Here is a 24,083-nt window from a genome sequence, read left to right on the forward strand (position 1 = left end):
AATTGTCTCAGGTTTTGTTTTACTTTTCGTTATAAGATAGTGAATTTTTCTTGCTATGAGGTTTCATTATAGAAGGAATTTTTCAGAAAACTGTTATGTAACAGGATAATTTATTCACAAACTGTTATAACTTCTGTCACAGGTTCGTAATTTATACAAACTTTAGTAGAAAATATGCCACAAATTATGTGAAATTAATCACATGGTTCATGGTATACTGCCGTTGAAAACGTTAACAATACGAAATGGAGGCGGAGAGTATGTTAGAAACAAATAATCATACTAATGCTTGGCAAGGATTTAAAACAGGTCGTTGGAATAAAAATATAGACGTGAGAGAATTCATACAATTGAACTATTCATTATATGAAGGTGACGATGAATTTTTAGAAGGTCCTACAAAAGCAACTGAAACTTTATGGGATCAAGTAATGCAATTATCAAAAGAAGAACGTGAGCGCGGTGGCATGTGGGACATGGATACTAAAGTGGCATCGACAATCACTTCTCATGACGCTGGTTACTTAGACAAAGATTTAGAAAAAGTTGTTGGTGTTCAAACTGAAAAACCATTCAAACGTTCTATGCAACCATTCGGTGGTATTCGTATGGCAAAAGCAGCATGTGAAGCGTATGGTTACGAATTAGATCCAGAAACAGAAAAAATCTTCACTGAATATCGTAAAACACACAACCAAGGTGTATTCGATGCATATTCAAGAGAAATGTTAAACTGTCGTAAAGCTGGTATTATTACTGGTTTGCCAGATGCTTACGGACGTGGACGTATTATCGGAGACTATCGTCGTGTTGCTTTATACGGTGTAGATTTCTTAATGGAACAAAAACTTAAAGACTTTAACACAATGTCTACTGAAATGTCTGAAGATGTAATTCGTTTACGTGAAGAATTATCAGAGCAATATCGTTCACTTCAAGATTTAAAAGAATTAGGTCAAAAATATGGATTTGATATTAGCCGTCCTGCTACTAACTTCAAAGAAGCTGTGCAATGGTTATACTTAGCATATTTAGCTGCTATCAAAGAACAAAATGGTGCAGCAATGAGTTTAGGACGTACTTCAACATTCTTAGATATTTATGCTGAACGTGATTTACAAAATGGTGACATCACTGAACAAGAAGTTCAAGAAATCATTGACCACTTCATTATGAAATTGCGTATCGTTAAATTCGCGCGTACGCCTGAATATAATGAATTATTCTCTGGAGATCCAACTTGGGTAACTGAATCTATCGGTGGTGTAGGTATTGACGGACGTCCAATGGTAACTAAAAACTCATTCCGTTTCTTACACTCATTAGATAATTTAGGTCCAGCACCAGAACCAAACTTAACAGTGTTATGGTCTACTCGCTTACCTGAAAACTTCAAAATCTATTGTGCTAAAATGAGTATTAAAACGAGCTCAATCCAATATGAAAATGATGACTTAATGCGTGAAAGCTATGGCGATGATTATGGTATCGCTTGCTGTGTATCTGCCATGAAGATTGGTAAACAAATGCAATTCTTCGGTGCACGTGCTAACTTAGCTAAAGCATTACTTTACGCTATCAATGGTGGTAAAGATGAAAAATCTGGTAAACAAGTTGGGCCAAGTTATGAAGGTATTAAATCAGACGTACTAGATTATGATGAAGTCTTCGAAAGATATGAAAAAATGATGGACTGGTTAGCTGGCGTATATATCAACTCATTAAATATCATTCACTATATGCATGATAAATATAGCTATGAACGTCTTGAAATGGCTTTACATGATACAGAAATTATTCGCACAATGGCAACTGGTATTGCCGGATTGTCTGTAGCAGCTGACTCTTTATCAGCGATTAAATATGCACAAGTTAAACCTATCCGTAACGAAGAAGGTCTTGTAACTGACTTTAAAATCGAAGGCGACTTCCCTAAATATGGTAATAATGACAGTCGTGTTGATGAAATTGCAGTAGATTTAGTTGAACGTTTCATGACTAAATTACGTAGCCATAAAACATACCGTAATTCTGAACACACAATGAGTGTATTAACAATTACTTCAAACGTTGTTTATGGTAAGAAAACTGGTAACACACCAGATGGACGTAAAGCTGGCGAACCATTTGCACCTGGCGCAAACCCAATGCATGGTCGTGACCAAAAAGGTGCATTATCTTCACTAAGTTCAGTAGCTAAAATACCTTACGATTGCTGTAAAGATGGTATCTCAAATACATTTAGTATCGTACCGAAATCACTAGGTAAAGAAGAAGCAGATCAAAATAAAAACTTAACTAGTATGTTAGATGGTTATGCAATGCAACATGGTCATCACCTCAACATTAACGTATTTAATAGAGAAACATTAATTGATGCAATGGAACACCCAGAAGAGTATCCACAATTAACGATTCGTGTATCTGGATACGCTGTAAACTTCATTAAATTAACACGTGAACAACAATTAGATGTTATTTCACGTACATTCCACGAATCTATGTAATAAATTTAAGGTGGGAGCAAAATGCTTAAAGGACACTTACACTCCGTTGAAAGTATGGGCACTGTCGACGGGCCAGGACTTAGATATATATTATTTACTCAAGGTTGTTTGTTAAGATGTTTATATTGTCATAATCCAGACACTTGGAAGATTAACGAACCATCAAGAGAAGTGACGGTTGATGAAATGGTAAATGAAATCTTACCGTACAAACCTTACTTTGAAGCTTCAGGTGGTGGGGTAACAGTCAGTGGTGGCGAACCATTACTACAAATGCCTTTCTTGGAGCAATTATTCAAGGAATTAAAAGCGAATGGTGTTCACACATGCATTGATACTTCTGCGGGATGTGTGAATGATACACCAGCATTTAATCGTCATTTTGATGAATTGCAAAAGCATACAGATTTAATCTTATTAGATATTAAACATATTGATAATGATAAGCACATCAAATTAACAGGCAAACCTAACACACATATTTTAAAGTTTGCACGTAAATTATCTGATATGAAACAACCTGTTTGGATTAGACATGTTTTAGTACCTGGTATTTCGGATGATAAAGAAGATTTGATAAAACTAGGAGAATTTATTAATTCTTTAGATAACGTTGAAAAGTTTGAAATCTTACCATATCATCAACTCGGTGTGCATAAGTGGAAAAATTTAGGCATTCCTTATCAACTCGAAAATGTTGAACCGCCTGACGATGAAGCGGTTAAAGAAGCTTATCGTTATGTTAACTTTAATGGCAAAATACCTGTAACATTATAGAAAGATAAATATATATATAGTAATAGCCTGAGACATCAATCGTTGTCTCAGGCTTCTTTACGTTTAATCAGTCGATAAACTGAGTTTAAAATATATCTCAATTAACTTTATTTAATAAAAATATGATCATAAGTTTAAATAGTTTACTTTTCTAGATATGCTTTAAATACATCTTTATAAACATCAATGTAACTTAAATACATATCTTTTCTAATAAATTCATCAACTTGATGCGCCATAATAGATTCTCCAGGTCCAAAGACAGCAAAATCCACGTTATTTTCATTTGTTCCTAGGAAACTAGATGCATCAGTTGTACCAATCAATGCACTCACAACAATGTCTTCATGTACATAATTCGGTGCAATACGTGTAATATTTTGAATAAGAGGACTATCACGATCACTTGCCACTGGATCGTGACTGCTAGGTATATCTACAGTTAAATAATCTTCACCCACATGACGAATGACTTTTTCAAATAAATCCTTCACGAAAGTGCTGTCATATTCTGGAACAGTTCTTACATTATATTTAGCTGTCGCTTTATGAGGAACAGAATTAACTTGTTTACCACCATTGAATACAGAGTTTAACATTACAAATCCAGAGTAGATATGTGATTCTTCTTCACCAATTTTTCTGTGGAGATGTTTCTCAATCATTGGAACAGCGTCTAACTCGTGTACTTTATCATGTTCTTTAATATTTTTATATTCTTGTTTCATTTCATTTACAAAATCAACTAAAATATCAACAGCATTTGTACCTAGGTGTGGCATAGAACTATGTGCAGCCTTACCTTTCGCTGTGACTACACAACTCATAGAACCTTTATGAGCATAGTAAGCGATATTACTAGTTGGTTCGCCAATAATTAAACCACTCACATCATCTAAGTAACCTTCATCAGCTAGTAATTGTGCACCATATTGTTCCGTCTCTTCTCCTGTAGTAGCTAATAAACGTATCGTACCTTGCTTTAATGCGTTTGATTGTTTTAATTCAATCATCGCGATGACCATCGCCATAAGACCACCTTTCATGTCAGTGGTACCTCTGCCGAATAACTTGCCATCTTTATCTGTGAGTTCAAATGGAGGAAAAGTCCAATCATCATGGTCACCAGCATCTACAACATCCATGTGTCCACTGATTGCTAAGACTGGAGCGCCACTACCAATTTCAGCAACTAAATTAGCGCGTGAATCATTAACTTTAACAATCTTAGAATCAATATCATATTGACTTAACAGGTCTTTTAAGTACTCACATACTTTAATTTCATGATCATTCTCAGTTTGAATCTTGACGATATCAGCTAATAATCTTATTTTGTCTTGCTCACTCAATACAGTCATTTCACAGTCCTCCTCATTTTTAGTAATGATTTTCACTTTTTAATAAAAAATAAAAATCCTTGTACACTTAATATTATCAAAAACTTTTATTAATTAAAATTTATATGCTAAAATAAATGGATTTTTAATAAAAAATAAATATTGACTTAATATTTCTTATAAAAAAACAACAATGTATAGAAATATTAAAAATTTTTCATTATTTATAGTTTGAATCGTGTTATAAAATGAAAAGCGATGAGATTAAGGTGTAATAATACACACATATATAAATATAACTTCGTGCCACGCAGACGGTTAAAATCATGTATAATAGCTAATAATACATATTAGGAGATACATAATTAATGATGAAAAATAAATTAACATTAAAAGAGAATCTATTTATCGGCTCAATGCTGTTTGGTCTATTTTTTGGTGCTGGAAATCTCATTTTTCCAATTCACTTAGGTCAAACTGCGGGGGCAAATGTATGGACCGCCAATTTAGGATTTCTTATCACGGCTATCGGACTACCTTTTTTAGGAATTATAGCGATAGGTGTATCTAAAACAAACGGGGTCTTTGAAATTTCCTCAAGGATAAGTAAAATATATGGTTATTTGTTCACAATTGGCTTGTATCTTGTTATAGGTCCGTTTTTTGCGTTGCCAAGACTTGCGACGACGTCATTTGAAATAGCATTTTCACCATTTATTTCATCTGGTACGGCCCAAGCGTTGTTGCCTATTTTTAGTATTTTATTCTTCGGAGTAGCGTGGTTATTTTCGCGTAAACCTTCTAAAATATTAGACTATATTGGAAAATTCTTAAATCCGGTCTTTCTCATCTTGCTTGGAATTGTTGTTGTGCTTGCATTTATCCGTCCTATGGGTGGAATTAGTCATGCGCCAGTAAGTGCTGATTATAGCAATAGCGTGTTACTCAAAGGGTTTATCGATGGATATAATACATTAGACGCTTTGGCATCATTAGCATTTGGTATTATCATTGTTACTACAATTAAAAAGTTGGGGATTACTAATCCGAATACAATCGCTAAAGAAACTTTAAAATCAGGTACGATTAGTATTATAGCTATGGGCGTTATTTATACTTTATTAGCTTTAATGGGTACGATGAGTTTAGGTCGTTTTAAAGTAAGTGAAAATGGTGGTATTGCGCTTGCTCAGATTGCACAACATTATTTAGGGGATTACGGAATTATTATTTTGTCACTAATCATCATTGTGGCATGTCTGAAAACAGCAATAGGATTGATCACAGCCTTTTCGGAAACATTTACAGAGTTATTCCCTAAATCTAACTATCTTTGGTTAGCTACTGGGGTGAGTATATTAGCTTGTATATTTGCTAATGTAGGTTTAACAAAAATTATTATGTATTCAACACCAGTGTTGATGTTCATTTATCCTTTAGCGATTACTTTAATTTTATTAGCATTACTTAGTCCATTATTTAAACATTCTAAAATTGTCTATCGATTTACAACATTATTTACAATGGTGGCGGCATTTGTAGATGGTGTGAAAGCAAGTCCAGAGTTCTTTGTTAATACAAAATTTGCACAAACAATCATTGGATTTGGTGAAAATTATCTCCCATTCTTTAACATTGGTATGGGATGGATTGTTCCAGCACTTATTGGTTTCATTATTGGTATTATTGTATACTTTATGACTGCTAAAAAATCGTCCCACGTACAATAAGGCTGAGTTAATAAATGATATAACTGCGAATTTCTTAATAATTATATTTCAAGATTATTATAATTTTTAAATACATCATTTTATTAATAAGTATATTAATTGTTAGTGAGATAAAATTTAATAGTACTACTACACAAAAAAGAGAGGGCGAAATCGCTCTCTCTTTTCTTGGATTTTTATAAGTGAATAAAAAAGTATTAAGCAACGGAATGGAGCTACTTAATATTTTTTCATAATTAACCGACGTTGACAGAGGAACATATATTATATGATAAGTTTACTTTTTATATGTTTGTGACATATAGTAATAAGTAAATCGTTATTAATAAATACAATTCATGTTAATAAAGTTGAATTTAAGAAAAGTTGTTTATAAAATAAATACACTCGATAAGTATGGGTGTTGAAAAAGTGTTAAATAATTACAATTATATATTATTTAGAATTCGATAAAGAAGGTGACGAAATGCCTAGAACTTCCAAAAGACAATTAATATTAGAATCGGCCGCAGCTATTATTAATGAAAAAGGTGCTGATTATCTCACGTTGGATGCTGTAGCTCAAAGGGCTGGAATAAGTAAAGGTGGTTTATTTTATCATTTTAAAAGTAAAGATGAACTCATCAAAGAGCTGGTTAACTATGCCAATAATTTGTACAGAGATAACGTGAACCAACATATCGATAATGAAAAGAACAAAAAAGGGCAATGGCTCAACGCATTTATAGAAGCGACAAGAGCACATCGTACGGATAATGCGCCTATTACTTCTGGAATGTTAGCGGCGCAAGGGACTAATAGAAGTTTATTATCACCATTAAAGACCTCATATCAAGAATGGCAATATCAAATTACACACGACGGGTTAGATGAGGTAGATGCTACCATTATTCGCTTAGCTGTCGATGGTTTATGGTTGTCGGAAATATTCGGAATTAGTGCTATAGATGAAGAAATGAGAGAGAAAGTTATTGAACGTTTAAAGATGCAAATAGAAAAAAATTAAATAAGCTATATCCATAGAGCAGGGTGATGTCTCGTACATCGCGCTGTTCTTTTTTGTGTAAAGTCAGTTGAAACTAAACCGACTAGTTGGTATAGTAATCAATGTCATAAAAAATAAAACTTTTAGAGGTGTTAATGATGCAAAAAGTTGTTTTAACAGCAGCTATTACTGGCGCTGGAGATACAATACAAAAAAATGAGAACGTACCAGTTACACCACAAGAACTTGCAGATTCAGCAATTAAATGTGCACGAGCAGGAGCAACTGTCGCACATATTCATGTAAGAGATCCTGAAACTGGAGGAGTAAGTCATGATCCAGAACTGTATGCTGAAACAGTTAGATTAATCAGAGAAGCTGATGAAGATATCGTCATTAATGTGACATCTGGTGGCGGTGGAGACTTCATTCCAAGTCTAGAACATCCAGAGACAGGTGGAGAAGGAACTTGGATTCAAACACCAGAAGAACGTTTTAAACCTATTGGTGACTTATTACCAGAAATGTGTACATTAGATTGTGGCAGTGTCAATATGGGAGATGCAATATACTTAAGCCCTGCATCGTGGTTACGTAAACAAGCACAAATGGTTAAAGATGCGGGAGTCAAGCCTGAGCTTGAATGTTTTGATACAGGTCATGTGAGTTTTGCCAAACAAATGATAGAAGAAGGATTAATTGATGGAGACCCTATGTTCCAATTTTGTTTAGGTATTCCTTGGGGTGCAGAAAATGATCCTGAAACAATAGAATATCTTAAATCACGTATACCAGAAAATGCACATTGGTCAGCATTTGGCATTGGTAAGATGCAACTCCCAACTGTAAGAGAAGTTGCGCAACGTGGAGGAAATGTTCGTGTTGGATTAGAAGATAATATTTATTTAAGAAAAGGTGTAAAAGCAACGAATGAAGCATTGGTAGAAGAGGCAAAAAGAATTTTAGCAGGGCTCGACATTGAGCCACTTACACCTGCTGAAGCAAGAGAAAAATTTAATCTTAGAAATCCTCATGGTAAAGGAGACAAATAATGAAATTCGCAGTTGTTGGAACAGGTGTAATTGGTAGTGGATGGATTACTAGAATGCTTGCGCATGGTCATGAAGTGATTGCTACTGATCCAAGTGAAGGTGCATATGAACGCATGTTGACACAAGTTAAACAAAATTGGCCTTACGCAGAGCAAATGGGCCTTGCTGAAAATGCATCAATTCAAAACTTAACATTTACACCACATTTAGAAGAAGCGGTCAAAGATGCGGATCATATTCAAGAAAATGTACCAGAAGTAGAAGAAATTAAAGATGCTGTATTAAAAGAGATTGATTTTTATGCGAAACCCGAAGCAACAATTGGTTCAAGTACATCAGGAATTATGCCTTCAGAATTACAAGCTAACTTATCACATCCTGAACGATTAGTTGTTGCCCATCCATTTCACCCGGTATATATTTTGCCATTAGTCGAAATTGTGCCAGGTAAACAAACATCTGAAGAAACCACAGTTAAAGCCGAACAGATTTATGAAAGTATTGGTATGGATGTTTTACATGTGCGTCATGAAATAGAAGGACATATTGCAGATCGTCTTATGGAAGCATTATGGCGTGAATCATTGCACATAGTTAATGATGGTATTGCAACAACAGAGGAAGTTGATAAGGCGTTTACTCATGCAGCAGGTTTACGTTATGCACAATATGGTCCATTTATGACGTTCCACTTGGCAGGTGGTGAAGGTGGTATGCGTCATATGTTAAAACAATTTGGGCCAGCTTTAAAAAAACCTTGGACAAAACTCATCGCGCCTGAACTGACAGATGACTTATATCATAAAGTAGTAAATGGTAGTGAAGCATCTTCTCAAGGATATACAATGTCTGAACTTGATCAAAAAAGAAACGAATTTCTAATTAAAGTGAAAGAATTAGCCGAACAATATTGGCCAAGTGATAGTAAAGCGATGAAAAAGTCTAACGGAGCGGAGTTATAATGATGAATCAACAGTATGTGTTTCACACAAAAGTGCATCGTGATTGGGTAGACCATAACGGGCACCTAAATGATGCAATGTATAACCGAATTTTCAGTGATACAACAGATGATTGGTTAGGTCATTTAGGATTAACTATTGATGCCATTCAATCTTATCAATATACCGTATTCACCTTAGAAAATCATGTCATGTTTCTTAATGAAATGAAAGAAAATGAAGATGTCATTGTTAAAGTACATCTTCACGATTATGATAGCAAACGATTACATGTCCTAATGGAAATGTTTAATGCAGATGATGATTTATGTGCAACATATGAAGTGATGCTGATGGGCATTGATACGACTTCAGGAAGACCTTCAGCATTTCCGAACGACATTTTGAATAACATCGAACGCTATTATAATATAGAAAATGTGGAGACGACATCTCAATATATAGGTCATCGTATCGGCATCAAGAAAAAGCCAAAAAGCAAAGAGTAATACAACTTAGAATTTAGATGAATATGATTTAAGGACTCTTTTGTGCCTTGTTCTTACTTAGTTTACTTTGTATAACATCACAATGAGTCCTTATTTTTTAACAAATTGAATTACCTATAGAAAGGAATGGACATATGTTAAGTATTAAAAACTTATCAAAGGTCTATGCAGGTGGTAAAAAAGCTGTAGATAATATGACCATAGACATTGAATCAGGAGACTTTATTGCATTTATTGGGACAAGCGGTAGCGGTAAAACAACTGCCCTTAGAATGATTAATCGTATGATTGAATCTACAGAGGGAGAAATTACCATTGACGGTAAAAATATCAAAGAGCTTAATCCGGTTGAGCTTCGTCGCAGTATCGGTTATGTCATACAACAAATCGGCTTAATGCCACATATGACAGTGAAAGAGAATATTGTTCTCGTACCAAAGTTATTAAAATGGTCACAAGAGAAAAAGGATGAGAAAGCGAAAGAACTTATACGCTTAGTAGATTTACCAGAAGAATATTTAGATCGATATCCTTCAGAATTATCAGGTGGTCAACAACAACGTATTGGTGTTGTAAGAGCACTCGCAGCTGAACAAGATATTATTTTAATGGATGAACCGTTTGGTGCACTCGATCCAATCACAAGAGATACATTACAAGACTTAGTCAAAAAATTACAACAACAATTAGGAAAGACATTCATTTTTGTTACACATGATATGGATGAAGCGATCAAACTTGCTGATAAAATATGTATTATGACAAATGGACAGGTGGTTCAATATGACACGCCAGATAATATTTTACGTAGTCCAGCGAATGATTTCGTTAGAGACTTTATTGGTCAGAATCGCTTAATTCAAGATAGACCTAATATCCGTACAGTTAAAGATGCGATGATTAAACCCGTGACAGTACATGTTGACCGTTCTCTTAATGATGCGGTGAATATTATGAGAGAGAAAAGAGTCGATACGATATTTGTTGTCGGCAATGATGAGCATTTATTGGGTTATTTAGATATTGAAGATATTAACGAAGGATTAAGACATCATAAAGAACTTATAGATACGATGCAACGAGATATTTATAGAGTACGTATTGATAGTAAGTTACAAGATTCTGTTCGTACAATTCTTAAACGTAATGTACGTAATGTACCCGTTGTTGACAGTGATAATAAAACATTATTAGGCCTTGTCACTCGAGCTAACCTTGTAGACATTGTTTATGACAGTATTTGGGGAGAGTTAGAATCGGATAACAATGATAATCATTCTGGGATTGTTGAACCCGAATCCACAGGAGTTGAGACACCATGATAAAGTTTATTTCGGAACATAGTGGTATGTTATTTGCAAAGACATTCGAACATTTGTACATATCGATAGTGGCATTGGTTATTGCAATAATCGTAGCGGTTCCTTTAGGCATTTTATTATCTAAAAAGGAAAAGCTTTCGAAAGTGTCATTGACGATAGCTGGCGTTTTACAAACGATACCTACATTAGCGGTATTAGCTTTAATGATTCCATTATTTGGTGTAGGAAAAACACCTGCAATTATAGCGTTATTTTTATATGTATTATTACCAATTTTAAATAATACGATTATAGGCATTCAAAATATAGATTCCAACCTTAGAGAAGCAGGACGTAGTATGGGAATGACTAATTTTCAATTGATGAAAGATGTGGAGTTGCCACTCGCATTACCATTAATACTTAGTGGAATTAGACTGTCTTCTGTCTACGTTATTAGTTGGGCAACATTGGCAAGTTATGTTGGTGCTGGTGGTTTAGGTGATTTTATCTTTAACGGATTAGCACTATTTGAACCGAGTATGATTATTACTGCAACTATTCTTGTCACTGCTATTGCACTTATTGTAGATTATGTTTTATCACTGATTGAAAAATGGGTTGTACCTAAAGGATTAAAAGTTTCCAGATAATCATTGAAGGAGGATAATATGAAGAATTATAAAAAATATCTAATTGTTTTAGTATTATGTCTAACAGTGTTATCTGGATGTAACTTACCCGGTTTAAAAAATAGTCATTCAGATGACGATGTTAGAATCACAAGTTTAGGAACAAGTGAATCACAAATTATATCGCACATGCTGAGATTACTTATTGAACATGATACAAAAGGTGAAATTAAACCTACCTTAATTAATAATTTAGGTTCAAGTACGATTCAACATAATGCTGTCACAAGTGGCCAAGCTAATATGTCAGGTACGCGTTATACAGGCACTGACTTAACAGGGGCGTTGAAAGAAGATCCGATTAAAGATCCTAAAAAGACCATGAAAGCGACTCAAGAAGGGTTTAAAAAGAAATACAATCAAACCTTCTTCAATTCATATGGTTTTGAAAACACATATGCATTGATAGTAACAAAAGAGACAGCTAAGAAATATCATTTAGAAACTGTTTCAGACTTGGAAAAGCATGCTAAAGATTTAAGAGTAGGTATGGATAGTTCATGGATGGACCGTAAAGGTGACGGTTATCCAGCATTTAAAAAAGAATATGGCTATAGTTTCGGTACGGTAAGACCTATGCAAATTGGTCTGGTTTACGATGCACTTAGTTCTGGCAAATTAGACGTTGCCGTAGGTTATTCTACAGATGGACGTATTTCAGCATATGATTTAAAAGTGTTGAAAGATGATCGTCGATTCTTCCCACCATACGATGCCAGTCCACTTGCATCAGATCAATTGTTAAAAGAGAAGCCAGAGCTCAAACCGATTGTTAAAAAATTAGAAGGTAAGATATCAACAGAACAAATGCAAGAATTAAATTATCAAGCTGATGGTAAAGGGAAAGAGCCTGCAACAGTTGCAGAGGACTTCTTGAAAAAACATCATTATTTTGAAGACGATGACAATAAAAAAGGTAAACAGAAAGGTGGTCAATAAACATGGAAGGGAATTTAATACAACAACTCGTTCACTACTACCAAATGAACTTTGGCTACCTATGGGAATTGTTTGTTAATCATTTGTTAATGTCTGTTTACGGTGTTTTACTAGCATGTTTAGTGGGCATACCTCTTGGTATCATCATTGCACGATTTGGTAAATTATCAGGTGTCATTATCACTATTGCGAATATTATTCAAACTGTTCCGGTTATTGCTATGTTAGCGATATTAATGCTTAGCATGGGACTCGGTATGAATACAGTCATTTTTACTGTGTTCTTATATGCCTTGCTTCCTATTATTAAAAATACGTATACAGGAATTAATGAAGTTGACCCAAATATTAAAGATGCTGGAAAAGGGATGGGTATGACGCGTAACCAAGTATTAACTATGATTGAGTTACCTCTGTCACTTTCAGTTATTATAGGTGGTATTCGGATTGCCCTTGTTGTAGCTATTGGTGTCGTAGCTGTAGGTTCATTTATTGGTGCACCAACATTAGGTGATATTGTGATTAGAGGTACAAATGCAACTGATGGAACACTATTTATTCTAGCAGGTGCCATACCTATCGTTATCATTGTCATACTTATAGATGTTTTATTACGTTTATTAGAGAAAAAGCTAGATCCAGCTACGTAAGTAATTTAATTTTTTACACAGGGAGGAGTGATCCAACATTATGGCTCATATTACATTAAATTATTTATCTAAAACTTTAGGAATGCATCAAACGATTAATGTCATTCTTCCAGAAGATAAAAGTTACTTTGATACAAATGAAAATGCGAAACCATTAAAAACTATGTTATTGCTACATGGTTTATCAAGTGATACTTCCTCTTATATGAGATATACGAGTATAGAACGCTATGCGAATACCCACCAACTAGCAGTGGTGATGCCTAATGCTGATCATAGTTTCTATTCAAATATGGCTTATGGACATAGTTATTATGACTATATACTAGAAGTTTATGATTATGTTCATCAAATATTTCCATTGTCTAAAAAGAGAGAAGATAATTTTATAGCAGGTCACTCTATGGGAGGTTATGGTGCAATCAAATTTGCATTAACGCAAAGTTATCGTTTCTCAAAAGCCGCCATGCTTTCAGCGCCATATGATGTTTCTATGATTGGTCAATATCAATGGTATGATTTTACTCCAGAAGCGATTGTAGGTAATACGCAACATGTCGCGGGGACATCTTTTGATCCATACTATTTAGTTGAACAAGCAATAGACAATGGACAAACGTTACCACAACTATATATTACTTGTGGAACTGAAGATGAATTGTATCAAGGTAATATTGATTTTGTGAACTATTTAGATGAAAAAGGTATTCCATATCAATTTAAAAAAGCGCCAGGTAATCACGATTATGCATTTTGGGATAAAGCAATAGAAGATGTCATTGACCGTTTTACATCATCACATATTTAAAATGAATGTTAGAATATAGTTAAATCCATACGGCTTTTGTTAAGATTAATAAAGAAGTGGGAGAGCGTACGTATTGAATGAGTGAGATTATTTCAACAATGAAGCGTCCCATGCATGTAAAATTTGAATATAGAACTTTTTTATTTAAGCATCGACTGCTCATATGCTAAGAACGCCTAGGACGACTATTAATGTCCTAGGCGTTCTTTTTTTCGTCATTTCTAAAAGATATAACTATAAATAGGTAAATCTTTTTCCACTTTTAAAAGATTATGAGTATATTAAAACTTGTGTAATAAGTAAGCCTCCACCAAATATTAAAACAAACGCGACAACAGGCCATACGAAACGTAACCAGTGTGAGTAGCGCATGTTTAACATTTGAAGTGTTGCCATTACAAGTCCAGTAGGCGCTAAGAACAACATTGCATACTGACCGAATTGATATGTTGTAACAATAACAAATCTTGGTATACCTACTGTATCAGCTAATGGCGCAAAGATAGGCATAGATAGTACTGCTAATCCTGATGAGGACGGCACGATAAATCCTAAACAGAAAAAGATAAAGAGCAGAACAATGATAAATAAAGGCCCACTCATATGTTGCACGATAGATGATGAAAAGTGCAAGATTGTGTCAGAAATCATTCCTTTATTCAATACTAAGTTGATTCCTCGAGCTAAACCAATGATTAAAGATACACCTACTAAACTTGAAGCGCCATTAACGAATGCATCTACAGTGCCTTTTTCGCCTAAACCATATTGTCCTGTTCCAGCAATAAACATGATGACAATGGTAAAGATCAAGAATGCAGATGCCATGACTGGGAACCACCATCCTTGTGTCATGACGCCCCAAACCATAATAGGGAATGGTAGGACGAAAAGCGTAAGAATAATCTTTTTACGTAATGTAAACTCAGAAGAACCGTCATCATGGAGCACAGACCACTGTTTTTCAAATGCTGCTTTGTCTTCATAAGAATAAGAGGATTTAGGATCTTTTTTAATTTTTTTACAATACCAGAATAAATAACTAATAACAAATATGGCACCGATGATACAAGCGCCTATTCTCCAATAAAGACCATCAGTAAAAGTTGTTCCTGCTGCATTAGAAGCAATGACGACTGAGAATGGGTTGATTGTTGAGAATGTACTACCCACAGAGCTTGCTAAGAAAATTGCACCGACTGAGACAATAGAATCATATCCAAGCGCAATAAATATTGGAACGAGTACAGGATAGAACGCTACAGCTTCCTCTTCAATGCCACATAGCGTTCCGCCTATAATCATAAGTATAGAGACAAAGGCGATAAGCATAAATTCGTGGCCTTTCGTCTTTTGAGTAAGTGCTAACAATCCTGATTCAAAGGACCCACTCGCTTGAACAACGCCAATCAATCCACCTAGAACAAGTATAAAGACCATAATATCGACGGCTTCGATGGTTCCTTTAACCATGCTACTGGTAATTTGATCAAGACCAGCTGGATGTTGTTTTAAACGTTCGTAAGTATTAGGAATTGAAACGGGTTTATTAATTGCACCAGATTTAAATTGTTCTATTTTGATTTTAACGCCTAATCGATCAAGCTCTTTTTGTGTTCCAGGAACTTTTTTTACCTGATGGTGAGGATTGACAATTTTTAATTCTTGGGATGAAGGTTCATATGAAAGTTTTGAGTATGCACCCGCGGGGATTATCCAAGTTGCTATAACTGCGACAACTGTTAGGATAAAGAGAATCATAAATGCACCTGGCATTCTAAAGTTAAAACGTTTTTTCTTTTTATTATCATTGATCGCTTGTTCCAACGGTTTCATCTCCTTCGACAGTTAACCTAAAATAAAAGCCTATCAATTGAATTTGGTTAGTATTTTACATGATTGATTAAGGAAGTGCACCCTGCTTGAAATGGAGAGGAGTGGGATAACAGGATGCACTGTATGAATATGTTTAAATTAATTTCTACTTATGCGTTAAAATGCTATTTTGTAATGAGTGTGCCAATTTTACCTTCTAGTGCTGCATCTAATTGGCTTAATGATGTGATGAGCACGCTACCGTTAGGATTATTTTCAATAAAGGAGATGGCAGATTCAATTTTAGGTAGCATGCTGCCTTTGGCGAATTGTTCTTCTTCAATATATGTTTTAAGCGTATCTATATTTGTTGTTTTAAGTGCTTGCTGTTGGTCAGTATGATAGTTGATATAAACATAATCAATCGCTGTTAAAATAATGAGTTGATCACAATGAATATCAGCACCTAATAATGCACTTGTTTTGTCTTTATCAATGACGGCATCTATACCTTTAAAGCTATCGTGCTGCTCACGAATGACTGGTATACCACCTCCACCTGCAGCGATGACAAGTGTGTCATTTTCTATTAGAGTTTTAATACTTTTCAGTTCGATAATAGATATTGGTTGTGGTGATGGTACGACGCGACGGTAACCTCGACCAGCATCTTCTACAAATTGATAACCTTTTTCCTGTTGAATACGATGTGCTTCTTCTTTAGTGTAGAACAGACCGATGGGTTTACTAGGACTATTAAAAGCTGGGTCGCCTTCATCAACTTCTACTTGGGTAACTAGTGTGACAACTTGCTTATCTATGCCCATTGAATGAAGTTCATTTTGTAAACTTTCTTGAAGTTGATAGCCGATGTAGGCTTGACTCATAGCGCCACATTCAGCAAATGGAAAAGCAGGACCTTGATCGTGTTCAGCTGCATAATTCAGACCAAGGTTAATACTTCCTACTTGTGGTCCATTACCGTGACTAATCACAATTTCGTGACCTTTAGTAATTAATCCTACTAGGGATTTAGCTGTATTTTTTACTAATTCAAGTTGTTCTTGTGGTGATTTTCCTAAAGCGTTTCCACCTAAAGCTACTACAATTTTAGCCATTTCACTCACTTCCTTCTATAATTTAGAATTCTCCTAAAGTTGCTACCATGACTGCTTTAATTGTATGCATTCTATTCTCAGCTTCTTGGAATACTACAGAAGCTTTGCTTTCGAAGACATCATCAGTGACTTCCATTTCACTAATGCCATATTTTTCATAAATTTGTTGACCAATTTTAGTTTCTGCATTGTGGAAAGAAGGTAAACAATGTTCAAAAATAACATTTGGATTGCCTGTTTTTTCTAATAGTGTTTGGTTAACTTGATATGGTTTTAAAAGTTTAAGGCGTTCTTGCCATACTTCATCAGGTTCGCCCATTGATACCCAAACATCTGTATAAATAACATCAGAATCTTTCACGCCTTTATCAATATCATCTGTTATTAAAATGTTACCACCATTTTCCGCCGCAATACGTTCGCAACGATTTAATAATTCCTCTGTCGGATTGAGTTCTTTAGGACAAACAAGATGGAAATTCATACCCATAATGGCAGCACCTTGCATTAATGCGTTAGCAACATTGTTACGTCCATCGCCAACATAAGTGAAGTTGATATCTGCATACTCTTTTTTCAATACTTCTTTAGCAGTTAAAAAATCAGCAAGCACTTGTGTAGGGTGATCTTCATCGGTTAATCCATTCCATACCGGAACACCTGAATATTGTGCTAATGTTTCTACAGTACGTTGAGAGAACCCTCTGTACTCAATACCATCATACATACCACCAAGCACACGTGCTGTATCTTTAGCAGTCTCTTTTTTACCCATTTGAGAACCTGTAGGTCCAAGATAAGTGACGTGTGCACCTTGATCATGTGCGGCAACTTCGAATGCGCAACGTGTTCTAGTGGAATCTTTTTCAAAAAGAAGTGCGATATTTTTATTTTTTAGCATAGGCTTTTCAGTGCCGGTATATTTGGCACGCTTCAAATCTTCGGAGAGTGTTAATAAAAATTCTACCTCTTGTCGTGAAAAGTCTAATAAAGTTAAAAAGCTTCTGTTACGTAAATTTTTCATCAATAACAACTCCTTGTGAATGAATTACAATTTTATTGTAAGCGTTTCCTTGAAGTTTTCAACTTATCTCAAAAATTGTAATTTTTTATTAATAAATCAATGAACTTTTTATTAACATTGGATTTGAATAGTGTGAAATTTGTCAAAAAGGTTTATGTTTAAGTTAAAACCAACTTTAAAGAATTTAGAAAATTCAATTAAAATGAATTTAACACATTTTAAATAATGACGGTAGGTCAGACTCGAAATGTAAGAGGTATGTTAGTTGAATAAAGCGTAGTAACTTCTTTATATTATTAGTGAATTCTCAAAATAATTGTAAAATTATATTGATTAATCACTTGTTCTTTATTATATTTAGAAACATCTCTTACAATAAACCACAACTTACATGAAATTTAAGTTATCAGTGGATTATTTTAGTTAAATTGAAGGTTATTCAAAGTAAAAAGGGCATATTAGTATTATAGGAGGAACAGTAAGATGAAAGTGTATAAGTTGAATTATCAACACCATAAAGATATTGTTGATGATAATGTATTAACGATGTTTGTAACAGCTGACAATCAAGATGAAGTTGAAGCGTTTGCGAAAAAATTACATTACAAGATTGAACATTTATCTCCATTAACTAAAAAGGAATTTGAAGAAGAGAAAGCGAAAGATTCACACTATAGACTTGAACACGTGGATCACTATTTAAATTAATTATTCAATCATATATCAGTACATCCTGTAATCATTCGTTTGGTTACAGTTTTTTTACGCATGATATTAAATTTTAGCTTCACTAATACAAGGAGTGTATAAATGGAAATAACAAGTGTTAATCATATTTGTTTTTCAGTAAGTGATTTAAATACCTCTATACAATTTTATAAAGATATTTTACAAGGTGACTTATTAGTATCAGGGAGAACGACAGCATATTTAACTATTGGTCATACTTGGATTGCACTGAATCAAGAAAAAAATATACCAAGGAATGAAATAAACCATTCCTATACACACGTTGCTTTCTCCATAGATGAAGAAGATTTTCAAAAATGGATTCAATGGCTTAAAGAGAATCAAGTAAATATTTTAAAAGGGCGACCAAGAGATATTAAAGACAAAAAGTCGATATATTTTATAGATCCGGATGGGCATAAAATTGAATTACATACTGGGACATTAAAAGATAGAATGGAATATTATAAAAGTGAGAAGACGCATATGCAATTTTACGGTGAGTTTTGATATTTTAATTGATATGTAATTTTTTGTAAAAAAATTTTATGATTCATTTTGGAATAAAATTACTATATACTAAAATTTGTAATTTTCAATTATTTTAATGAGGTGAATCAATGAATAAATTATCAAAGTACATTGCAATAGCTACATTAGCATCGACAGTGACAATTTCGGCACCAATTCATACATATGCATGTGAATCTCATACTAAAGATAACCATAATCATACGACACAACATCAAAATGATCCCAACCTTGGTGAACAAAATGTAATGGCTGTCTCATGGTATCAAAATTCTGCCGAAGCGAAGGCACTTTATCTACAGGGATACAATACTGCGAAATATCAGTTAGATGAAAATATCAAAAAGCATAAAGGTAAGAAAAAACTTGCTATAGCTTTAGACTTAGATGAAACAGTGCTTGATAATTCACCATATCAAGGATATGCTTCTATGCACGATACATCTTTTCCAGAAGGATGGCATGAATGGGTTGCAGCAGCGAAGGCAAAACCTGTGTATGGTGCCAAATCATTCTTAAAATATGCTGACAAAAAAGGTATCGATATTTACTATATTTCTGACCGTGATAAAGAAAAAGATTTTAAAGCTACAAAGGAAAATTTAAAAAATATTGGACTACCGCAAGCGAAAGATAATCATATTTTACTAAAAGGGAAAAACGATAAAAGTAAAGCATCACGACGCCAACAAGTCGAAAAAAATCATAAGTTAGTGATGTTATTTGGTGACAATTTGTTAGATTTTACAGATCCTAAAAAGTCTACTGCTAAAGAACGTGAGAAACTCGTGCAGAAACATGAAAAAGATTTTGGCACAAAGTATATTATTTTCCCTAATCCAATGTATGGAAGTTGGGAATCTACACTTTATCATAACAATTACCAAATAAGTAAGAATGAAAAAGATACATTACGAAAGGCATCAATTAAACAATTTAATCCTAAAACGGGTGAAGTAAAATAATTCCTGACATTAAATACTAAATTTCTATTAGTAAAAGAAAGTTTTGCGCATAATGATCGTATTGTGTGCAGACACTTTAATAATTAATAAAGTTATATTTACATGGAGTACTTTAATTCCGTGTTATACCATTGCGAGGATGAAACAATGTACGCGTTGTTCCATCCTTTTTTTATAAACCTTTTTTATAAATATTTTCAATCATATCTAGATTAATGTAAACTTATAATAGGAAAAAGTTTACAATGTGCAATCGGATGATTTGAAATGCTAATTTTTAAGAAAAAGGAGTTAAAGATTATGACATTAAACCTAGCCCAACGTGTGTTAAATCAAGAGTCATTAACAAAAGATGAAGCAATATCTATTTTCGAAAATGCTGAAATTGATACATTTGATTTATTAAATGAAGCCTATACAGTGAGAAAACATTACTACGGTAAAAAAGTTAAGCTTAATATGATATTAAATGCTAAAAGTGGTATCTGTGCAGAAGATTGTGGGTACTGTGGGCAATCTGTAAAAATGAAAGAAAAGCAACGTTATGCACTTGTTGAACAGGACCAAATTAAAAAAGGTGCTCAAGTAGCAACTGAAAATCAAATCGGTACATATTGTATCGTTATGAGTGGTAGAGGACCTAGTAACAGAGAAGTCGATCATATTTGTGAAACAGTAGAAGATATTAAAAAGGTACACCCACAACTAAAGATTTGTGCATGCTTAGGATTAACGAAAGAAGAACAAGCTAAAAAATTAAAGACTGCTGGTGTCGATCGCTATAATCATAATTTAAATACGAGTGAGCGTTATCACGATGAAGTAGTAACTACACATACATATGAGGATAGAGTGAATACGGTTGAAATGATGAAAGATAATCATATTTCTCCTTGTTCAGGCGTGATATGTGGTATGGGAGAGTCAAATGAGGACATTATTGATATGGCATTTGCTTTAAGAGCCATAGATGCTGATAGCATTCCTATTAATTTTTTACATCCTATTAAAGGAACTAAATTCGGTGGATTAGATTTATTGTCACCAATGAAATGTTTAAGAATTATAGCGATGTTTAGGTTAATCAATCCAACAAAAGAAATTAGAATTGCAGGTGGACGGGAGGTAAATCTACGTTCATTACAACCACTCGCATTGAAAGCGGCCAATTCAATTTTTGTAGGAGATTACTTAATTACTGGTGGTCAACCGAATGAGGAAGATTATCGTATGATTGAAGATTTAGGGTTTGAAATTGACAGTTAAATTATAATTAAAAATATTTTCATTCAATGTAAATATAGTTTTAAATAAATTGTCATAATGCACTAACCATGCGCTGTTTTAATGAATTTTTAAAAGAATTAACAACAATTTAATCAAATACTATTAAATTTTCGATGGATAATCCTTTAAAAAATTTTTTGAAAGCGTATACTAGGAATTGAGAGATGAGAGACAGTATGATCCATGCTTATTAAAAATTAAGATTAGGGGAATGAGATTACATTATTTCATTTTAAATCTTATTTTTTAATATAAATATAAAAGATGTTTTGGAGGAATACTTATGTCTAAATTTATTTATCAATCACCTGGAAGATATGTACAAGGGAAAGGTATTGTTAGCTCTATCGCTGAAGAAACAGAACGTCTTGGTAGTCATGCGTTGATTATTGCAGACGAAGTAGTTTGGAATATTACTGAAGAAAAAATAAAAGAAAGTTTCTCAGCAAATAACAACGTTGATTTTGAATATGAAGTATTTAAAGGAGAATCTTCTGAAGAAGAAATTCAACGTATAGCTAAACAATATAAAGAAAAAAATATTGACGTTGTTATTGGTTTAGGTGGAGGTAAAGCGTTAGATACAGGTAAAGCTGTGGCATTTGAACTTAAAGCAAGCGTCATCGATTTTGCGTCTACAGCATCAATGGATGCACCAACAGCAGCAGTATCTGTTATTTATAACGAAGATGGATCATTTAGTGGTTATGAATTCTACCCTAAAAACCCTGATACAGTTATCGTAGATTCTGAAATTGTTGCACAAGCACCTGTACGTTTATTTGCATCAGGTATGAGTGATGGTTTAGCAACATTAATCGAAGTTGAATCTACACTTCGTAGACAAGGACAAAACATGTTCCATGGCAAACCTACATTAGCAAGTTTAGCAATCGCTCAAAAATGTGAAGAAGTTATTTTTGAATATGGTTATAGTGCTTATACTTCTGTAGAAAAACATATCGTGACACCACAAGTAGATGCTGTGATTGAAGCCAATACATTACTTTCAGGTTTAGGATTTGAAAACGGCGGATTAGCAGGTGCGCACGCAATTCATAATGGATTCACAGCTTTAGAAGGAGACATCCACCACTTAACTCATGGTGAAAAAGTGGCATACGGTATTTTAGTACAATTAGTACTTGAAAATGCGCCAACTGAAAAATTCATGAAATACAAAACATTCTTCGATAATATCAATATGCCAACAACATTAGAAGGTCTTCACATTGAAAACACAAGTTATGAAGAATTAGTTCAAGTAGGTGAACGTGCATTAACACCAAATGATACGTTTGCTAACTTAAGTGATAAAATCACTGCTGATGAAATCGCAGACGCAATTTTAACTGTTAACGATTTATCTAAAAGTCAGTTCAACTAAAAGGAGTCGCTTTGAATGAAAAAGTTAATTCAAGATAAAAACACAATTTTAAAAGATATGCTTGATGGAATTACAGTTTCAAACAACGATGTTGAAGTTGTATCTGACACTATTGTTGTTAGAAAGCATAAAAAACAATCAGGTGTTGCACTCGTTTCTGGTGGCGGTAGTGGTCATGAACCTGCACATGCAGGATTTGTAGCAGAAGGCATGCTCGATGCAGCTGTATGTGGAGAAATCTTCACTTCACCTACACCTGATAAAATATTAGATGCCATTAAAGCTGTGGACAATGGTGACGGCGTTCTACTTGTCATTAAAAACTATGCAGGAGACGTTATGAACTTTGAAATGGCTCAAGAAATGGCTCAAATGGAAGATATTAAAGTTGAAAGTGTCATTGTTAGAGATGATATTGCAATTTCTGACCCGGAAAAACGCCGTGGAGTAGCAGGTACAGTGTTTGTGCATAAATATGCTGGATACCTAGCTGAAAAAGGTGTTGCACTTGATGAAATCAAATCTAAAGTTGAGGCACTTTTACCAGATATTAAAAGTATTGGTATGGCATTAACGCCTCCAATGGTGCCCACAACTGGTAAAAATGGTTTCGATATTGAAGACAATCAAATGGAAATTGGTATCGGTATTCACGGTGAAAAAGGTTTACATCGTGAAGACGTACAACCCATCAACGTGATTGTTGAACGTTTACTCGATCAGTTGTACAAAGAAATTGAGAAAAAACCTTTAATCGTAATGGTTAACGGTATGGGTGGTACACCACTATCAGAATTAAATATAGTTACTAAATATCTAGATGAACAATTCAATCAGAATGATATTGATGTTAAACAATGGTTCGTAGGTGACTATATGACAGCGTTAGACATGCAAGGCTTCTCTATTACTGTACTCCCCTTCAGTGAAGAAGTGAGTGAAGCTTTAGCTGCACCTACAGCAAGTAAATATTTTTAATTTTAAAATTCAATAAGT

The 24,083-nt window shown here is 34.0% G+C and carries 22 protein-coding genes; 18 read left to right on the plus strand and 4 right to left on the minus strand.

Annotation, left to right across the window (positions count from 1 at the left end; all coding sequences use genetic code 11):
- The first annotated feature begins 260 nt into the window (after positions 1 to 260).
- The gene (gene pflB, locus HMPREF3241_RS02895) at positions 261 to 2,507 is read left to right on the plus strand and encodes a formate C-acetyltransferase (protein WP_002491252.1); all 2,247 of its coding nucleotides are present in this window, start codon (positions 261 to 263) and stop codon (positions 2,505 to 2,507) included.
- 21 nt (positions 2,508 to 2,528) lie between these two features.
- Positions 2,529 to 3,284 carry a pyruvate formate-lyase-activating protein gene (pflA, locus tag HMPREF3241_RS02900; protein ID WP_002446860.1) on the plus strand — a complete coding sequence of 252 codons (756 nt, stop codon included), beginning with the start codon at positions 2,529 to 2,531 and terminating at the stop codon, positions 3,282 to 3,284.
- Positions 3,285 to 3,427: 143 nt separating this feature from the next.
- Here pflA and HMPREF3241_RS02905 read toward each other — a convergent pair whose 3' ends face one another.
- Positions 3,428 to 4,645, minus strand: a complete 1,218-nt coding sequence (locus HMPREF3241_RS02905; RefSeq protein WP_032602686.1) for an ArgE/DapE family deacylase — start codon at positions 4,643 to 4,645, stop codon at positions 3,428 to 3,430.
- Between the two features lie 347 nt (positions 4,646 to 4,992).
- Between HMPREF3241_RS02905 and brnQ the strand changes: the two genes are divergently transcribed.
- The 10 genes from brnQ (at position 4,993) to HMPREF3241_RS02955 (ending at position 14,231) form a co-directional block, all read left to right on the plus strand.
- Positions 4,993 to 6,354 (plus strand): branched-chain amino acid transport system II carrier protein, encoded by a 1,362-nt coding sequence (brnQ, locus tag HMPREF3241_RS02910; RefSeq protein ID WP_002446862.1) that lies wholly within the window; start codon positions 4,993 to 4,995, stop codon positions 6,352 to 6,354.
- A 466-nt stretch (positions 6,355 to 6,820) separates the two neighbouring features.
- Positions 6,821 to 7,360 carry a TetR/AcrR family transcriptional regulator gene (locus HMPREF3241_RS02915; RefSeq protein ID WP_002446863.1) on the plus strand — a complete coding sequence of 180 codons (540 nt, stop codon included), beginning with the start codon at positions 6,821 to 6,823 and terminating at the stop codon, positions 7,358 to 7,360.
- 137 nt (positions 7,361 to 7,497) lie between these two features.
- Positions 7,498 to 8,391, plus strand: a complete 894-nt coding sequence (locus tag HMPREF3241_RS02920) for a beta-keto acid cleavage family enzyme (RefSeq protein WP_032602688.1) — start codon at positions 7,498 to 7,500, stop codon at positions 8,389 to 8,391.
- Entirely contained in the window at positions 8,391 to 9,353 is a 963-nt protein-coding gene (locus HMPREF3241_RS02925) for a 3-hydroxyacyl-CoA dehydrogenase NAD-binding domain-containing protein (protein WP_002446865.1), read from the plus strand. Before HMPREF3241_RS02920 ends, HMPREF3241_RS02925 begins: the two co-directional genes overlap by 1 nt.
- A complete protein-coding gene (locus HMPREF3241_RS02930) occupies positions 9,353 to 9,841 on the plus strand; it encodes a thioesterase family protein (protein ID WP_002487520.1) in 489 nt (162 codons plus the stop codon). Before HMPREF3241_RS02925 ends, HMPREF3241_RS02930 begins: the two co-directional genes overlap by 1 nt.
- 134 nt (positions 9,842 to 9,975) lie before the next feature.
- The gene (locus HMPREF3241_RS02935; protein WP_002446867.1) at positions 9,976 to 11,163 is read left to right on the plus strand and encodes a betaine/proline/choline family ABC transporter ATP-binding protein; all 1,188 of its coding nucleotides are present in this window, start codon (positions 9,976 to 9,978) and stop codon (positions 11,161 to 11,163) included.
- Positions 11,160 to 11,795 (plus strand): ABC transporter permease, encoded by a 636-nt coding sequence (locus HMPREF3241_RS02940; protein ID WP_002456313.1) that lies wholly within the window; start codon positions 11,160 to 11,162, stop codon positions 11,793 to 11,795. The genes HMPREF3241_RS02935 and HMPREF3241_RS02940 overlap by 4 nt, the downstream gene beginning before the upstream one ends.
- A gap of 18 nt (positions 11,796 to 11,813) precedes the next feature.
- Entirely contained in the window at positions 11,814 to 12,773 is a 960-nt protein-coding gene (locus tag HMPREF3241_RS02945) for an osmoprotectant ABC transporter substrate-binding protein (protein ID WP_070853436.1), read from the plus strand.
- A gap of 2 nt (positions 12,774 to 12,775) precedes the next feature.
- The gene (locus HMPREF3241_RS02950) at positions 12,776 to 13,423 is read left to right on the plus strand and encodes an ABC transporter permease (RefSeq protein ID WP_001830555.1); all 648 of its coding nucleotides are present in this window, start codon (positions 12,776 to 12,778) and stop codon (positions 13,421 to 13,423) included.
- A 40-nt stretch (positions 13,424 to 13,463) separates the two neighbouring features.
- On the plus strand, positions 13,464 to 14,231 hold the full coding sequence (locus tag HMPREF3241_RS02955) for an alpha/beta hydrolase (RefSeq protein WP_002446870.1): 768 nt from the start codon (positions 13,464 to 13,466) through the stop codon (positions 14,229 to 14,231).
- A gap of 270 nt (positions 14,232 to 14,501) precedes the next feature.
- Here HMPREF3241_RS02955 and HMPREF3241_RS02960 read toward each other — a convergent pair whose 3' ends face one another.
- The 3 genes from HMPREF3241_RS02960 to argF form a co-directional block, all read right to left on the minus strand.
- Complete coding sequence (locus tag HMPREF3241_RS02960) at positions 14,502 to 16,067, minus strand: YfcC family protein (RefSeq protein WP_002437775.1); 1,566 nt, start codon at positions 16,065 to 16,067, stop codon at positions 14,502 to 14,504.
- A 164-nt stretch (positions 16,068 to 16,231) separates the two neighbouring features.
- Positions 16,232 to 17,164 (minus strand): carbamate kinase, encoded by a 933-nt coding sequence (gene arcC, locus HMPREF3241_RS02965; protein WP_002458101.1) that lies wholly within the window; start codon positions 17,162 to 17,164, stop codon positions 16,232 to 16,234.
- Between the two features lie 22 nt (positions 17,165 to 17,186).
- Positions 17,187 to 18,188, minus strand: a complete 1,002-nt coding sequence (gene argF, locus HMPREF3241_RS02970; RefSeq protein ID WP_070853437.1) for an ornithine carbamoyltransferase — start codon at positions 18,186 to 18,188, stop codon at positions 17,187 to 17,189.
- Between the two features lie 483 nt (positions 18,189 to 18,671).
- Between argF and HMPREF3241_RS02975 the strand changes: the two genes are divergently transcribed.
- From HMPREF3241_RS02975 to dhaK, 6 genes are all read left to right on the plus strand, one after another.
- On the plus strand, positions 18,672 to 18,896 hold the full coding sequence (locus tag HMPREF3241_RS02975; RefSeq protein WP_002458099.1) for a hypothetical protein: 225 nt from the start codon (positions 18,672 to 18,674) through the stop codon (positions 18,894 to 18,896).
- A gap of 102 nt (positions 18,897 to 18,998) precedes the next feature.
- A complete protein-coding gene (locus tag HMPREF3241_RS02980; RefSeq protein WP_070853438.1) occupies positions 18,999 to 19,427 on the plus strand; it encodes a FosB family fosfomycin resistance bacillithiol transferase in 429 nt (142 codons plus the stop codon).
- Between the two features lie 110 nt (positions 19,428 to 19,537).
- Positions 19,538 to 20,413, plus strand: coding sequence for a 5'-nucleotidase, lipoprotein e(P4) family (locus tag HMPREF3241_RS02985; RefSeq protein ID WP_002458097.1), 876 nt, complete (start codon positions 19,538 to 19,540; stop codon positions 20,411 to 20,413).
- A gap of 300 nt (positions 20,414 to 20,713) precedes the next feature.
- The gene (bioB, locus tag HMPREF3241_RS02990; protein WP_002458096.1) at positions 20,714 to 21,679 is read left to right on the plus strand and encodes a biotin synthase BioB; all 966 of its coding nucleotides are present in this window, start codon (positions 20,714 to 20,716) and stop codon (positions 21,677 to 21,679) included.
- A 304-nt stretch (positions 21,680 to 21,983) separates the two neighbouring features.
- A complete protein-coding gene (locus HMPREF3241_RS02995) occupies positions 21,984 to 23,087 on the plus strand; it encodes a glycerol dehydrogenase (RefSeq protein ID WP_002446879.1) in 1,104 nt (367 codons plus the stop codon).
- A 15-nt stretch (positions 23,088 to 23,102) separates the two neighbouring features.
- On the plus strand, positions 23,103 to 24,065 hold the full coding sequence (gene dhaK, locus HMPREF3241_RS03000) for a dihydroxyacetone kinase subunit DhaK (protein ID WP_002446880.1): 963 nt from the start codon (positions 23,103 to 23,105) through the stop codon (positions 24,063 to 24,065).
- Positions 24,066 to 24,083: the final 18 nt, after the last annotated feature.

Source organism: Staphylococcus sp. HMSC34G04 (assembly GCF_001838765.1).
Classification (GTDB): Bacteria; Bacillota; Bacilli; order Staphylococcales; family Staphylococcaceae; genus Staphylococcus; species Staphylococcus epidermidis.